Origin of the sequence: Micromonospora sp. NPDC093244 (assembly GCF_040683695.1) — a bacterium.
Taxonomy (GTDB): Bacteria; Actinomycetota; Actinomycetes; order Mycobacteriales; family Micromonosporaceae; genus Micromonospora.
Map to the genome: position 1 here is coordinate 519,121 of NZ_JBFBEO010000001.1, position 13,369 is coordinate 532,489.

15 protein-coding genes are annotated in these 13,369 nt (G+C 72.8%); 14 read left to right on the top strand and 1 reads right to left on the bottom strand.

Annotated elements, in window-relative coordinates:
- Positions 1–202: 202 nt before the first annotated feature.
- The 14 genes from ftsZ (at position 203) to AB0N27_RS02455 (ending at position 12,703) form a co-directional block, all read left to right on the top strand.
- On the top strand, positions 203–1,318 hold the full coding sequence (gene ftsZ, locus AB0N27_RS02390) for a cell division protein FtsZ (RefSeq protein WP_139586065.1): 1,116 nt from the start codon (positions 203–205) through the stop codon (positions 1,316–1,318).
- A gap of 9 nt (positions 1,319–1,327) precedes the next feature.
- Positions 1,328–2,071: a YggS family pyridoxal phosphate-dependent enzyme gene (locus AB0N27_RS02395; RefSeq protein ID WP_364362601.1), complete on the top strand. Its 744-nt coding sequence runs from the start codon at positions 1,328–1,330 to the stop codon at positions 2,069–2,071.
- 191 nt (positions 2,072–2,262) lie between these two features.
- Complete coding sequence (gene sepF, locus AB0N27_RS02400) at positions 2,263–2,958, top strand: cell division protein SepF (RefSeq protein WP_364362602.1); 696 nt, start codon at positions 2,263–2,265, stop codon at positions 2,956–2,958.
- Between the two features lie 30 nt (positions 2,959–2,988).
- The gene (locus tag AB0N27_RS02405; protein ID WP_030334503.1) at positions 2,989–3,294 is read left to right on the top strand and encodes a YggT family protein; all 306 of its coding nucleotides are present in this window, start codon (positions 2,989–2,991) and stop codon (positions 3,292–3,294) included.
- 44 nt (positions 3,295–3,338) lie between these two features.
- Positions 3,339–4,142 (top strand): DivIVA domain-containing protein, encoded by an 804-nt coding sequence (locus AB0N27_RS02410; protein ID WP_364362603.1) that lies wholly within the window; start codon positions 3,339–3,341, stop codon positions 4,140–4,142.
- Between the two features lie 75 nt (positions 4,143–4,217).
- Positions 4,218–4,937 (top strand): hypothetical protein, encoded by a 720-nt coding sequence (locus tag AB0N27_RS02415; protein WP_364362604.1) that lies wholly within the window; start codon positions 4,218–4,220, stop codon positions 4,935–4,937.
- Between the two features lie 10 nt (positions 4,938–4,947).
- A complete protein-coding gene (locus tag AB0N27_RS02420) occupies positions 4,948–5,253 on the top strand; it encodes a DUF167 domain-containing protein (protein WP_364362605.1) in 306 nt (101 codons plus the stop codon).
- A gap of 22 nt (positions 5,254–5,275) precedes the next feature.
- Positions 5,276–6,775: a potassium/proton antiporter gene (locus tag AB0N27_RS02425; protein ID WP_364362606.1), complete on the top strand. Its 1,500-nt coding sequence runs from the start codon at positions 5,276–5,278 to the stop codon at positions 6,773–6,775.
- A gap of 224 nt (positions 6,776–6,999) precedes the next feature.
- A complete protein-coding gene (locus AB0N27_RS02430; RefSeq protein WP_139586058.1) occupies positions 7,000–7,419 on the top strand; it encodes a TraR/DksA C4-type zinc finger protein in 420 nt (139 codons plus the stop codon).
- 64 nt (positions 7,420–7,483) lie between these two features.
- The gene (gene lspA, locus AB0N27_RS02435; protein ID WP_364362607.1) at positions 7,484–8,101 is read left to right on the top strand and encodes a signal peptidase II; all 618 of its coding nucleotides are present in this window, start codon (positions 7,484–7,486) and stop codon (positions 8,099–8,101) included.
- A complete protein-coding gene (locus AB0N27_RS02440) occupies positions 8,098–9,042 on the top strand; it encodes an RluA family pseudouridine synthase (protein WP_364362608.1) in 945 nt (314 codons plus the stop codon). Before lspA ends, AB0N27_RS02440 begins: the two co-directional genes overlap by 4 nt.
- A gap of 42 nt (positions 9,043–9,084) precedes the next feature.
- Positions 9,085–10,113: a hypothetical protein gene (locus AB0N27_RS02445; protein WP_364362609.1), complete on the top strand. Its 1,029-nt coding sequence runs from the start codon at positions 9,085–9,087 to the stop codon at positions 10,111–10,113.
- A gap of 74 nt (positions 10,114–10,187) precedes the next feature.
- Positions 10,188–11,873, top strand: a complete 1,686-nt coding sequence (locus AB0N27_RS02450) for an ATPase (protein ID WP_364362610.1) — start codon at positions 10,188–10,190, stop codon at positions 11,871–11,873.
- Between the two features lie 56 nt (positions 11,874–11,929).
- The gene (locus AB0N27_RS02455; RefSeq protein ID WP_364362611.1) at positions 11,930–12,703 is read left to right on the top strand and encodes a DUF2567 domain-containing protein; all 774 of its coding nucleotides are present in this window, start codon (positions 11,930–11,932) and stop codon (positions 12,701–12,703) included.
- Here the strand turns inward: AB0N27_RS02455 and AB0N27_RS02460 are convergent.
- Positions 12,618–13,322, bottom strand: coding sequence for an LON peptidase substrate-binding domain-containing protein (locus AB0N27_RS02460; RefSeq protein WP_364362612.1), 705 nt, complete (start codon positions 13,320–13,322; stop codon positions 12,618–12,620). The two genes, AB0N27_RS02455 and AB0N27_RS02460, sit on opposite strands and share 86 nt — an antisense overlap.
- Between the last annotated feature and the right edge of the window lie 47 nt (positions 13,323–13,369).

Here is a 13,369-nt window from a genome sequence, read left to right on the forward strand (position 1 = left end):
ACACGCCGGTCGGGTCCTTGGCTCATCGCGCGGCGGCGCTTACGTTGCCCCGAAGAGGTTCAGTGGTTGACATAACTGTAAGCCTCTAGTAGAGGGTGAGGGTTCACCTCTGATCCTCGCTGGTGACAGCTGTCGTCGGCCGCTGGTCTGGCCACGCCGTACCCGGTCGGCCGAAGCCAATCTCGAACGGAAAGGACCGGAGATGACACCTCCGCACAACTACCTGGCGGTCATCAAGGTCGTCGGCATCGGGGGTGGCGGCGTCAACGCCGTCAACCGGATGATCGAGGTTGGGCTCAAGGGCGTCGAGTTCATCGCGATCAACACAGATGCCCAGGCGCTGCTGATGAGTGACGCCGACGTCAAGCTCGACGTCGGCCGTGAACTGACCCGTGGACTCGGCGCGGGGGCCAACCCGGACGTGGGCAAGAACGCCGCCGAGGACCACCGCGACGAGATCGAGGAGGTGCTCAAGGGCGCCGACATGGTCTTCGTGACCTGCGGTGAGGGCGGCGGCACCGGCACCGGCGGCGCGCCTGTGGTGGCCAACATCGCCCGTAAGCTCGGTGCGCTGACCATCGGCGTGGTGACCCGGCCGTTCTCCTTCGAGGGCAAGCGCCGCCAGGTGCAGGCCGAGTCGGGGATAGACGAACTGCGCAACCAGTGCGACACCCTGATCGTCATTCCGAACGACCGGCTGCTGGCGCTGGGCGACCGCAACATCAGCATGATGGACGCGTTCCGCACCGCCGACCAGGTGCTGCTCTCCGGTGTGCAGGGCATCACCGACCTGATCACGACCCCGGGTCTGATCAACCTGGACTTCGCCGACGTCAAGAGCGTGATGAGCGGCGCCGGCAGCGCGTTGATGGGCATCGGCAGCGCCCGCGGCGAGAACCGCGCGGTCGAGGCGGCCGAGGCGGCCATCTCCAGCCCGCTGCTGGAGCAGAGCATGGACGGCGCGCGCGGCGTGCTGCTCTCCATCGCCGGCGGTTCCGACCTGGGCCTGTTCGAGATCAACGACGCGGCGCAGCTGGTCACCGACGCGGCCCACCCGGACGCCAACATCATCTTCGGTGCGGTGATCGACGACGCGCTCGGCGACGAGGTGCGGGTGACTGTCATCGCGGCGGGTTTCGACGGCGGCACGCCCGCGTACAAGGCGGCCGAGCCGGCGCGCAAGACGAACACGAACCAGCCGGCGCCGCAGAGTGCCCCGGTCACGCCGCCGGCCACCATGCCGGCGCCGACCCAGTCGCCGCGTCGGGTGCTCTTCGACGACGTGGACGTGCCCGACTTTCTCAAGAACGGGTCCTGAGCCCCGCCGATGACCGACAGCTCAGCCACGGTACGACCGGACCGGCGCGCCGAACTCGCGGCCGGCCTGGCCCACGTCCGGGAGCGGATCGCCGGCGCCTGCGCCGACGCCGGCCGGGACGTCGCCGAGGTCACGATGATCGCGGTGACCAAGACCTACCCGGCCGGCGACGTGCTGGCGCTGGCCGGGCTCGGGGTGACCGACGTGGGGGAGAACCGCGACCAGGAGGCCGCCGGCAAGGCCGCCGAGGTGGCCGCGGCCGGGGTCGACCCGCGGTGGCACTTCATCGGCCAGTTGCAGCGCAACAAGGCCCGCTCGGTGGTCCGCTACGCCGACGTGGTGCACTCCGTGGACAGTGTCCGGCTGGCCCGGGCGCTGGCCACTGCTGCCGCGGACCGGGAGCGCCCGTTGGAGGCCCTGGTGCAGGTCAGCATCGACGGCGACCCGGCGCGGGGTGGGACGCTGCCCGGTTCGGCCGATCCGGGCAGTGGCCTGGAGCCGGTGGCCGAGGCGGTGGCCGCCGCGCCGTCGTTGCGGCTGGCCGGTCTGATGGCTGTGGCGCCGCTGGGGTGGCCTCCGGAACGGGCCTTCGAGCGGCTGGCCGAGGTGGCCGAGGCGTTCCGGAGAGTCCATCCGGGAGCGAGCGCGCTGTCCGCGGGAATGAGCGGCGACCTGGAAATCGCGATCCGATACGGCGCGACACATGTCCGCGTCGGTAGCGCGTTGCTCGGAATGCGCCCCACGCTGCGGTAGCCTGACCGCGAGACAAGCAAATTACATCAGTGTTGTTTCAGGAACGGCGTCTCCTTGTCGGGGGGTAGTGGCATGCGACGCGAATCGCGTGCCGGGGGATTGCCGTTCCGGTCCGATGGGCATGGTTGTCCACTCGCGACGGGCGACATGGCACGGGGGCGCGTGCCGCACGGCGGACGGAAGGGCGCGGGATGGGTGCACTGCGCAAGGCGGGGGTCTGGCTCGGTCTGGTCGAGGAAGACGACGAGCGGGCCTACGACGACGGTGGCTACGACAAGGGTGGCTACCGCGACTCGCGGTACCGGCAGAGCCGGTACGCCGAGGAGTTCGCCGACGAGGACGAGGACGACACCGAGGAGCCGCCGGCTCCCCGGCCGCGGGCCAGTGAGCGGGGTCGGCTCTCCGAGCGGTCGAACGGGCGCGTCAGCGAGTCCGACCGTGGTGACGGTGAGCGTCCGGAGCGGGTCGAGCGGTCGAGTGTCCGGTCGATCACCCGGTCGTCGGCCGGCGAGACGTCCGGGGCGCTGACCTACCACACCCGGGACAACCTGGCCCTCGCGCCGCAGGCCACGACGCGTGAGCGGGCGGTGGTGCAGGAGGAGGAGCAGCGCTACCAGATCACCACGCTGCACCCGACCACCTACCGCGAGGCGCGCACCATCGGTGAGCATTTCCGCGACGGGGTCCCGGTGATCATCAACCTCACCGAGATGGACGAGGCCGACGCCCGCCGTCTGGTGGACTTCGCCGCCGGGCTGGCGTTCGGGCTGCGCGGTACGATCGAGCGCGTGACCAATCGGGTGTTCCTGCTCTCACCGGCCAATGTCCAGGTCACCGCTGAGGACAAGGCCAAGATCGCTGAGGGCGGTTTTTTCAGTCTGAGTTGATCCCGCCCGACCCGAGGGACGTCGCTGACCGTGTTGTCGATCTTGCTGCAAGTGTTGTACCTGATCCTTTATGTCTTCCTGCTGCTTCTTCTGTCCCGGTTCGTGCTGAGCGCCGTCCTGCAGTACGGCCGACGGTGGCAGCCGGGGCGTGGAGCGTCGGCCGGATTGGAATCCGTGTGGAGCGTCACTGATCCCCCTCTCAACGCGTTGAGGCGTGTGATCCCTCCGCTGCGAATTGGTACCGTGAGCATCGACCTGGCCTCCCTTGTGCTCCTGGTTATCCTGTTCGTGCTGATGGAGTTCGTGTTAGGGCCGTCGATCAGGGCATCTGCCTGATGACCGACGCGCTTTCGCGGCCGCAACTGACCCGAGGAGTTTCGATGCCGCTGACCCCGGCCGACGTCCACAACGTCGCCTTCAAAAAGCCGCCGATCGGCAAGCGGGGGTATGACGAGGAGGAGGTCGACGCCTTCCTGGACGAGGTCGAGCGCGAGCTCGCCCGTCTCATCGAGGAGAACAACGAGCTGCGCGCCCAGGTGGAGCGCGGCGGCCGTGGCGGTGCCCCCGCCGGCCCCGGCGGCGACGCCCGACTCGCGGCGGAGCTCAACGACGTCAAGGCCCAGCTCGACCGGGTGCAGCGTGACAAGTCGGCGGCCGAGCAGGCCGCCCGCGCGATGCAGGCCGAGCTGGAGCAGGTCCGCGCGACCGGCGGCCCGGCCGGCGTCACCGGTGACGGCGAGCAGCAGGCGCTGCGGGTTCTCATGATGGCCCAGCGCACCGCCGACGACCACGTGTCCGACGCCCGCCGCGAGGCCGACCAGCTGCTCTCCGAGGCGCGCGGCAAGGCCGAGGAGGTGACCCGCGAGGCTCGTGCGAAGGCCGACGCCCTGGAGCGGGACGCCCGCCAGCGGCACCAGGAGGCCATGGGCGGCCTGGACGCCAAGCGCACGGCGCTGCAGAAGCACATCGAGGAGCTCAAGCAGTTCGAGCGCGAGTACCGCACCCGGCTCAAGGCGTACCTGGAGAGCCAGCTGCGTGACCTCGACGGTCGCGGGCAGGGCCTCGAGGCCGAGATGACCCGCTCCGAGGCGGGCCGGGTCGCCGGTGGCAACGGGCTGGCCGCAGCGGGGCTCGCCGGTTCGTACGGTGGCGGGCGCTCCGGCGCCCTCGAAGCCGGACGCTGAGCACCGGCCGGCGATCGCGCCAATGGTGACGGTCGCCGGCCCCGCTTTTACGGTACGAAGCGGCGGGGGTGAGCCGTGATAGTTGCGAGTCTCCTGCTCATCCTCGTCGCGGTGGTGCTGCTGGTTCTCGGCCTGGCCGGGGGCTCGAGCATCATGTTGATCATCTCCATCGCGGCCAGTCTGCTGGCCGCCGTCGCGTTGGTGGTGGGTGCCCGCCAGGCAGCCGCCAACCGCGCCACGGCGGCTCCGGGCCGGTCCGACCGGCGCGCCTCCCGCGCACCCGGTACGGCCAGCCAGGCCACGTCGGGTGCTCCGTACGGGCCGCCGCTGGTCGAGCCGGACGTGCCGGTGCAGCACATGCCGTCGACTGTCGGTTCCGGCGGCACCGGGTGGCGGCAACCACCCGAGCCGCCGGTCGACCACGCTTCACCATTCGACGCGTCGGTCGACCGGGATGCCCCGTTCGTGGCCCCGGTCGACGACGCGTCGTCGCCGCCGGTAAGTCCGGCACCGCCGGACGGGGCGTCGCCCGTCGACACGGTGGCCGCCGAGGCGTTGGCAGGTGAACCGGCCGCCCAGCCGGTCACCCCGGCCGAGGCCGCCCGGGTGGCCCGGCTGCCCGATCCCGTCCAGGTGGTGGACGGCCGGCCCCGCTACCACCTCGCCCACTGTGCGCACCTTGTCGGTCGGGCGGCGGAGACGCTGCCGGTCGCCGAGGCGGTCGAGCTGGGCTTCACCCCGTGTGCGCGCTGCGCGCCGGCCACCGTCCTGCTCGCCGACGTCCGACCGATCTGAACGGCTTCCGGTGCCCGCCCAGGACACGCTCACCGTGGCGGTACGGGTGAAACCCGGCGCGTCCCGGGACCGGGTCGGCGGCCGCTTCGACGGGCCGCACGGTCCGGCTCTGGTGATCGCCGTGCACGCGCCGGCCGTCGACGGACGCGCCACCGAGGCGGCCCGTCGGGCCCTCGCCGACGCGTTGGGTGTGCGGCAGGCCGCGGTGTCGTTGCGGGCCGGCGCGGCCAGCCGGGACAAGCTGTTCCTCGTCGACCGGCCCGCCCCGGAGCTGTCCGGGCTGCTCTGCCGGCTGCGCGACGGATCCGTCGAGTGAGGAACGTCCGGGCCGGGCAGCTGTGACACCGGGGCTGGACATCGCGCTGCTGCTCGGTGCGGGCGTGCTCCTGGTGGCGGTCGGGGCGGTGCGTCTCTCCACCCGCCTCGGGGTGCCAAGCCTGCTCGTCTACCTGGCGTTGGGTGTGGCGATCGGCGAGGGCGGGCTGGGCATCCGCTTCGACGACGTCGAGTTGACCAGGACCCTCGGGTTCTGCGCCCTGATCGTGATCATCGCCGAGGGTGGCCTGACCGCGCGGTGGAGCACGCTGCGCCCGGTGCTCGGGCTGGCCTCCGCGCTCTCCACAGTCGGCGTGGTGGTCAGCATCCTGGTCGTCGGTGTCGCCGTACACCTGCTGTTGGGTCTGGACTGGCGGCTGGCGTTGCTCTACGGGGCGGTGCTCTCGTCCACCGACGCGGCGGCGGTCTTCGCGACGCTGCGCCGGCTGCGCCTGCCACCGCGGCTGGTGGCCACGCTGGAGGCCGAGTCAGGGATGAACGACGCCCCAGTGGTGCTGCTGGTGGTGCTGCTGTCGCATTCGGGCTGGGCGCATCCGTGGTGGTACGAGGCCGGGCTCGTCGTCTACGAGCTGGGGGTCGGCGCGGCGGTGGGCGTGGCCGCCGGCGTGGCCGGGACGTGGGCGCTGCGCCGGGCCGCGCTGCCCGCGGCCGGGCTGTACCCGATCGCGGCGGTCGGGATCACGGTGCTGGCGTACGCGGCGGGCGCGGTGCTGCACGCCTCCGGGTTCCTCGCCGTCTACGTGGCTGGGGTGCTGCTGGGCAACGCCCGCCTGTCGCATCGGCGGGCGATCCTCGGCTTCGCCGACGGGTTGGCGTGGCTCGCGCAGATCGGCCTGTTCGTGCTGCTCGGTCTGCTGGTGTCGCCGGGCCGGCTGGACGCGGCGGTGCTGCCGGCGGTGGTCGCGGGGTTGGCGCTGGTGCTGCTGGCGCGACCGTTGTCGGTGGCGGCGTCGGCGGTGCCGTTCCGGGTGGGTCTGCGCGAGCAGGCGTTCCTGTCCTGGGCCGGGTTGCGCGGTGCGGTGCCGATCGTGCTGGCCACCATTCCGCTCTCCGAGCGGGTGCCGGGCGCGGAGCGGTTGTTCGACGCGGTCTTCGTGCTGGTGGTCATCTTCACGCTTGTGCAGACCGGGACGCTCGGGCCGCTGGCCCGTCGGCTGGGGATCACGGCGCCGGCCGAGGCCAGCGAGATCCACGTGGAGACGGCTCCGCTGGAGCGGATGCGGGCCGACCTGCTCCAGCTCGAGGTGCCGCAGGGGTCCCGTCTGGCGGGAGTGCACGTCGACGAGTTGCGGTTGCCGGTGGGTGCCTCGGTGACCCTGGTGTTGCGTGACGGGGTGGGGTTCGTGCCCGGCCCGGACACCCGGCTGAAGACCGGCGACAGCCTGTTGATCGTTGCCACCGCTGGTGTGCGTGACGCCGCCGAACGGCGGTTGCGGGCGGTCAGCCGGCGGGGTCGGCTGGCCCGATGGTTTGGGGAGTACGGGGACGACTCGGACCGTTGATCTGCTAGCGTTCCTTTTGCCCCAGTTAGACGGGTCTCGGGGCAGTTAAGCGGTACGACGGTGCGGCACGTTGTCGGACGCCTGTACGTTCCGTATCCTTGCGAACCTCCGGAGTGCGCGGCCATCGTCGCCGTGCGCCCCTTTTTGTACATAGGGGACGCCCTGGTTGGCGCCCCCTGACCAGGAACCGTGGACCACGCGGTTCCGCGGCCGAGGGAGCGACCATGGCGAAGCCAGCCGACACGAGGACCGCCGGCCGCAAGGCGGTGGCCAAGGTCACCCGCAGCGCGGCGGAGACCGAGAAGATCCGCGCGGCGCTGGCGGCGCGGCGGGACGAGCTTCGCGCCGAGTACGATCAGACGCTGAGCGAGATCACCGAGCTGCAGCGCGACCGGCTGACCGACTCGGCCGGGGACGACCAGGCCGACACCGGCACCAAGACGTTCGAGCGTGAGCAGGAGATCTCACTCGCCAACAGCATCCTGGAACGGATCACGCAGGTCGAGCGCGCCCTCGAGCGCCTGGACGAGGGTGGTTACGGCTGGTGCGAGCGGTGCGGCAACCCGATCCCGGTCGAGCGCCTCGCCGCCTTCCCGTCGGCCACCCTGTGTGTGACGTGCAAGCAGCTGGAGGAGCGGCGCTGAGGTCCGTTCCCCGGCGGCGATGGGACGGTGAGCGATCACCGCCGAGACTGTCGATGGGGAGCGAATGACCGCAGCACCGTCCGCCGAGCCGGGCCGCAGTGAGCCGGGTGGCGGCAAGCCCCGGCCCCGGGCCGTCGCGATCCTCGCCGGGGTCGCCCTGGTGGCCCTGCTGGCCGACCTGGTCACCAAGCACCTCGCGCTTGGCGCGTTGACCGACCGGGAGCCGGTCCGGTTGCTCGGTGGCCTGGTCTACCTGAGCCTCACCCGCAACAGCGGCGCCGCGTGGAGCATCGGCTCCGACCACACCTGGATCTTCCCGCTGATCACCATCGGTGTGGTCGGCTGGATCGTGTGGATGGCGCTGCGCCTGCGTTCGCTGCCCTGGGCGATCTCCCTGGGCCTGGTGCTCGGCGGCGCGCTGGGCAACCTCGTCGACCGGATCTTCCGGGCACCCTCGCCGTTCCACGGGCACGTGGTCGACATGATCAGCCTGTTCGACCCGTACGGCCAGGTGTGGCCGGTGTTCAACCTGGCCGACAGCTCGCTGGTCTGCGGCGTGCTGCTGGCCGTCCTGCTCGAGTTGACAGGCCGTCAGCGCGACGGCCGCCGGGCCGGCCGGGACGGTGACGCGAGCGACGCGGACGCCACCCCGACCACCGCCGACCAGCGGGAGCGGGCGTGACCTCCGCGTTCGCCGCCGGCGGCGACCACCGTTCCCTGCCCGTGCCCGACGGCCTCGACGGGATGCGCCTGGACCAGGCCGTCTCCCGCCTGTTCGGGCTCTCCCGCACCGCCGCCGCGGCCCTGATCGACGCCGGGGACGCGCTTGTCGACGGCACTGCCCGGGCCAACTCGCACAAGGTCAAGGCCGGGTCCTGGCTGGAGGTCACCCTGCCCGCCCCGGTCGCCCCGCCGACAGTGGTGCCGCAGGCGGTGCCCGGCCTGCGCGTCGTGTACGCCGACGACGACATCGTGGTGGTGGACAAGCCGGTGGGCGTTGCCGCGCACCCCAGCCCTGGCTGGACCGGCCCGACCGTCATCGGCGCCCTCGCCGCCATCGGGCACCGCATCTCGACAAGCGGCGCCGCCGAACGTCAGGGTGTCGTGCACCGCCTCGACGTGGGCACCACCGGGATCATGGTGGTGGCCAAGAGCGAGCAGGCGTACACGGCGTTGAAGCGCGCCTTCAAGTACCGCGAGGTGGACAAGGGGTACCACGCGGTGGTCCAGGGTCACCTCGACCCGCTGCGCGGCACCGTCGACGCGCCGATCGACAGGCATCCCACCCACGACTACCGGTGGGCTGTGGTCTCCGGCGGCAAGCCGAGCATCACCCACTACGACACGCTTGAGGCGTTCCCGGCGGCGAGCCTCGTCGACGTGCGGCTGGAGACCGGCCGGACCCACCAGATCCGGGTGCACTTCTCCACCCTGCGGCACCCCTGCGTGGGTGACCTCACGTACGGTGCCGACCCCACCCTCTCGGCCCGTCTCGGACTGGCCCGACAGTGGCTGCACGCTCGCGAACTGAGCTTTTTGCACCCCCGTTCGGGGGACGAGGTCCGGTTCGTCAGCGACTACCCTGACGACCTGGAGCGCGCGCTTCAGATCCTGCGTGACTAGAGCGGCGACCGTCCGACACCGATCCGACGAGGGGATCCGCCCGTGCGCGCCGGCGACCTGCTGCGGCAGTTGGACCAACGGCTGCTGCCGCCGTTGACCCGGGGCGTCGCCCGGTTGGGTGACCGCTCGGGGCGGTCCGGGGTGCTCACCTGGGCCGCGCTGGTCTCCCTGGCGGCGGTGCTGGGCACCGCCATGTGGGCGGCCGAGAACGCCCCGGTGGGCGACCGGACGGTGGGCGAGGTGACCCGGGTCGGGGTGTCCGACGGCGACTCCGTCCCCGGCTACCTGCGTTCGGCGGCGGCGGACCTGGCCGCCCTGTCCACCGCGACGCCGTCCACCGGCGACGGGACGTACGCGCTCGTCACGTTCGACGCGTACCTCCCGCCGCAGCGCCTGGGGGACGTGCTCGGCGACGTGCCGGTCTCGACGGTCTTCGGGCGGGTGCCACTGCCCGGGCGGCAGACCGAGATCGTCAGGATCCCCGCGCTGCGGGTGCCGGACGACGTCGTCGCCGGGATGGCGGAGGTTGCTGCCCGCAAGGCCACCGAGGCCGCCGACTACCGGGCGCGGGCCGCCGCGACGACAGGCGACGGCGTCGACGAGCGGGAGCTGCGCGCACGGTACGTCGACGGCGCCGAGGTGGCGGACGCGGAGGCGGCGGCGTACCGGGGTGGCTGCGACTGTGTGTACGCGGCGGTCGTCCGGGCCGCCCCCGAGGTGCTGCGCGGTGTGGCGACCCGGCCGGCGGTACGTGCCGTCGACCCGGCCCCCGAGGTGTACCGGCTGGACCGCGCGGTCTTCACCCCGCCGCTTCCCGAACAGCGCGACGTGGTCCGCCCGCCTGTCGACACCGGACCGGGCCCGACGTCGCACCCGGCCGGGGCCACGGCGTCAACGCGGCCCGCCCCTCTGCCCTCGGCGTCGATGGGCGAATCGTCGGAACCCGCACCGCTCGTCACTATTCCGTCACCGGACGCGTCGTCGGCGGTGGCGACCGAGCCGGCCGTGCCGAGCGCCACCACCTCCCCGGACGTGACCGAAGTCGGCCCGCTCGCCCCCACCCCGTCGTGATCTGTGCCGGGCGGTGTGCGTCCTGAGGTGTGGTCCGAATAGTGTTTCCTTCGTAGCCTGTCAGACGGAGATCGATGGTGCTGGGAGGGCGGGCCGTGGAGGGCAGTGAGACCGGCTGGGGCCGGCCGGCCGAACCAGCGCCGCGGTGGCGGGCGTTGCTGGACCGCGCCCGGCTGGGCGGCCGTGCCGCCGAGCAGGCCGAGCCCGACCGGCGGGCCGAGGAGCCAGGACCGGATCCGCTGCCCCGACGCGCGGCCCCCAACGGCTACGCCGGGCGCGCGCCGGCCATCGGGCATCCGGCCGAGCTGTCGTACGGCGCGGAGCCCGCCTACCGGGCCGAGGCGACCTACCGGGTCGACCCCGCGTACCGGGCCGAGCCGGACTACCGGGCCGAGCCGGACTACCGGGCCGAGCCGGACTACCGGGCCGAGCCCGCCTACCGCTCGGAGCCGGAGTACCGCTCCGGGCCCACCTACCGGGCGGAGCCGGACTACCGTTCCGAGCCCGCCTACCGGGCCGATCCGGACTTCCGTTCCGAGCCCACCTACCGTGCCGAGCCCACCTACCGGGCCGAGCCCACCTACGGGTCGGAGCCGGACTACCGGCCCGAGCCGACGTACCGGGCCGCACCCGAGCCGCCGGCGCCGCGACCCGAGCCGGTCGAGTCGCGCTACGCGTTGCTGGACAACGGCTACCGCCAGGGTGGGCCGCCTGTCGAGTCGCGCTACGCGTTGCTGGAGACCGGCTACCAGCCGGAGACGGGCTACCCGGTCGCGGCGCCCTCTCCCGTCGCGCCCCCTCCCGTCGCGCCGCCCGCACCGCCGGTGATCCCGCCACCCGCACCGTCGGTCGCACCGCCACCTACACCGCCACCCGCGCCGTCGATCGGCTCGGCGGTCGCCGAGCGCGGCTACCCGCCCCGCATCGAGTGGCGGCCGCAGGGCGTCGACCAGGAGGTGGAACGGGCCACCGGGGTGCTCCGCCGGGACCTGGGCACGCCAAGGGTGTTCGCGTTCGCCAACCCCAAGGGCGGGGTGCACAAGACCACCGCCACCGTCCTCGCCGCCGCCACGGTCGGCAGTGTGCGCGGGCGGGGAGTGCTGGCCTGGGACGACAACGAACTGCGCGGCACCCTCGGGCTGCGCGCCGGCAGCGCCCGGCACGCCCGGACCATCCGCCACCTGATCGGCGAGCTGGCCCAGATCGAGATCCTGGAGGGGGCGACCCTGCTGGACCGGCTGGACGACTTCCTCAGGCACGCCTCCGACGGCTCGTACGACGTGCTGGCCGGCGAGGAGAGCCCGCGCTTCGCCCAGCGACTCGACCAGTTCACCGTCCGGCGGGTGCTGGAGCTGCTGCGCCGGACCCACGACGTGGTGTGCGTGGACACCGGCAACAACGTGGAGAGCCCCAACTGGCGCACCGTGATGCAGGCCGCCGACCAGCTGGTGGTGACCACCGTGCCCCGCGAGGACGCGGCGTTCAGCGCCGACTGGATGCTCGACCTGCTGCACGAGGAGGGCATGAGCGAGCTGGCCGACAACGCCATCACCCTCATCTCCTGTCCCACCGCTGGGCGATCCGCCCTCCAGGACGACCTGGAGCGGCACTTCGCCACCCGGACCCGGGGTGTCGCGGTGGTGCCGTACGACCCGGCGCTGGAGACCGGGTCGTCCATCGAGTACCACCAGCTCCAGCCGGAGACCCGGCAGGCGTGGCTGCGCGCGGCGGCGATGATGGTGGAGCCGTTCGCCCGGTGAGCTGCTCTGCCGCCACCGGCGCCCCGGCCCACCGCCGGGCCTGAGAGGATCATCGGGTGAGCCCGGACAACCCCGACCCCGAGCGGCCCGTCGACGAGACCGACCGGCCCGTCGACGAGACCGACCGGCCCGTCGACGAGACCGACCGGCCCGTCGACGAGACCGACCGGCCCGCGCCGCCCGACGAGCCGCGTCGCCAGTCGCGCACGGTGCTGACGGTGCTGGGCTTCGTGCTCGCGATCGCCGTGCTGGGCGCTCCGCTCGGGCTGCTCTGGGCCGCGCTCGCGCCGGACACGCCGGTGCTCAAGACCACCGAGGGGGCGATCTACGCCGCGCCGCAGCCGGAGCAGCCGATCGCCGCGGACGGCTGGTTCAGCCTGCTCGGTCTCGCCTTCGGGGTGCTCGCGGCCCTCGTCGTGTGGTTCGTGCTGCGCCGCCGACGCGGCCCGGTCGGCCTGCTCGCCGTGGTGCTGGGCACGGTGGCCGCGGCGCCGGTGGCCTGGCAGGTGGGCCGGCGGGTGGGCCTTGCCACCTTCGACCGGCTGCTGGACACCGCGCCTGACGGTCAGGCGTTCACCAAACCCGCCGACCTGCGCGCCGGTGGCATCGACTGGCTGCTCGGTGTGCTGCCGGTGCCGCACGGCAACCTGCTGCTGCCGGCGTTCGGCGCCGCGATCACGTACACCCTGCTGGCGGGCTGGTCGCGGTGGCCGTCGCTGCGGCCGGAGCCCGAGTTGGCGTCGCTCAGTTGGGCGTCGGCGGGGACGCCAGCTCCGACAGTGGCACCGGAACCGCCCGCACCTGGCGCAACAGAGCCGCCTCGCGATTGAGCAACCGCAGCTCGGCGCGGAGTCGGGCCGCGGTGTCGTCGATCGCCAGCAGCCGCTGCCGGTCGTCCACGGTCAGCGCCGCCGTCGCCGCCACCAGGTGCGACAGCACCGTCGGGTCCTCCGGGAGCTGCTCGGAGATCTCCTCCGGGTCGGAGCGGACCAGGCTCAGGTACTGCCGGAACACCGCGATGACCCGGGCGGCCAACAGATCGGCCACCTCGTCCGCGCCGGCCGGCTCGGGCAGCCACTCGACCTCGGCGGTCAGGAAGGGCGCGGCGTTCTCGTCGACCTCCGCGATGCGGAACCGGCGTCGGCCGACAGTGACGATGTCGAAGCCGCCGTCGGCGAGCTCGGTGACCTGGCGCAGCTCGGCGGTGCACCCCACCTCGTGCAGGGTGACCTCGCCGACACCGGGGACGGGTCGCCCGCCCGGCCCGGCGGGCGCGACCTCCCAGCCGGCCTGGATGGCCACCACGCCGAACTCTCGCGGGGCACCCTCGGGCAGGTCGACCAGGTGCCGGACCAGCGCCCGGTAACGCTCCTCGAAGATGTGCAGTGGCAGCACCAACCCGGGAAAGAGCACCGTTGCGAGCGGGAACACCGGCAGCCGTGCGGTCACGTGGTCGAGCCTAACGAATCCCGTCCGGCGGGGCGTGGCCCGGCTCA

What these genes read in the sequence shown, in the direction of transcription:
- ftsZ (WP_139586065.1), top strand. Translation starts at nt 203, where the DNA reads ATGACACCTCCGCACAACTACCTGGCGGTCATCAAGGTCGTCGGCATC.
- AB0N27_RS02395 (WP_364362601.1), top strand. Translation starts at nt 1,328, where the DNA reads ATGACCGACAGCTCAGCCACGGTACGACCGGACCGGCGCGCCGAACTC.
- sepF (WP_364362602.1), top strand. Translation starts at nt 2,263, where the DNA reads ATGGGTGCACTGCGCAAGGCGGGGGTCTGGCTCGGTCTGGTCGAGGAA.
- AB0N27_RS02410 (WP_364362603.1), top strand. Translation starts at nt 3,339, where the DNA reads ATGCCGCTGACCCCGGCCGACGTCCACAACGTCGCCTTCAAAAAGCCG.
- AB0N27_RS02430 (WP_139586058.1), top strand. Translation starts at nt 7,000, where the DNA reads ATGGCGAAGCCAGCCGACACGAGGACCGCCGGCCGCAAGGCGGTGGCC.
- lspA (WP_364362607.1), top strand. Translation starts at nt 7,484, where the DNA reads ATGACCGCAGCACCGTCCGCCGAGCCGGGCCGCAGTGAGCCGGGTGGC.
- AB0N27_RS02450 (WP_364362610.1), top strand. Translation starts at nt 10,188, where the DNA reads ATGGTGCTGGGAGGGCGGGCCGTGGAGGGCAGTGAGACCGGCTGGGGC.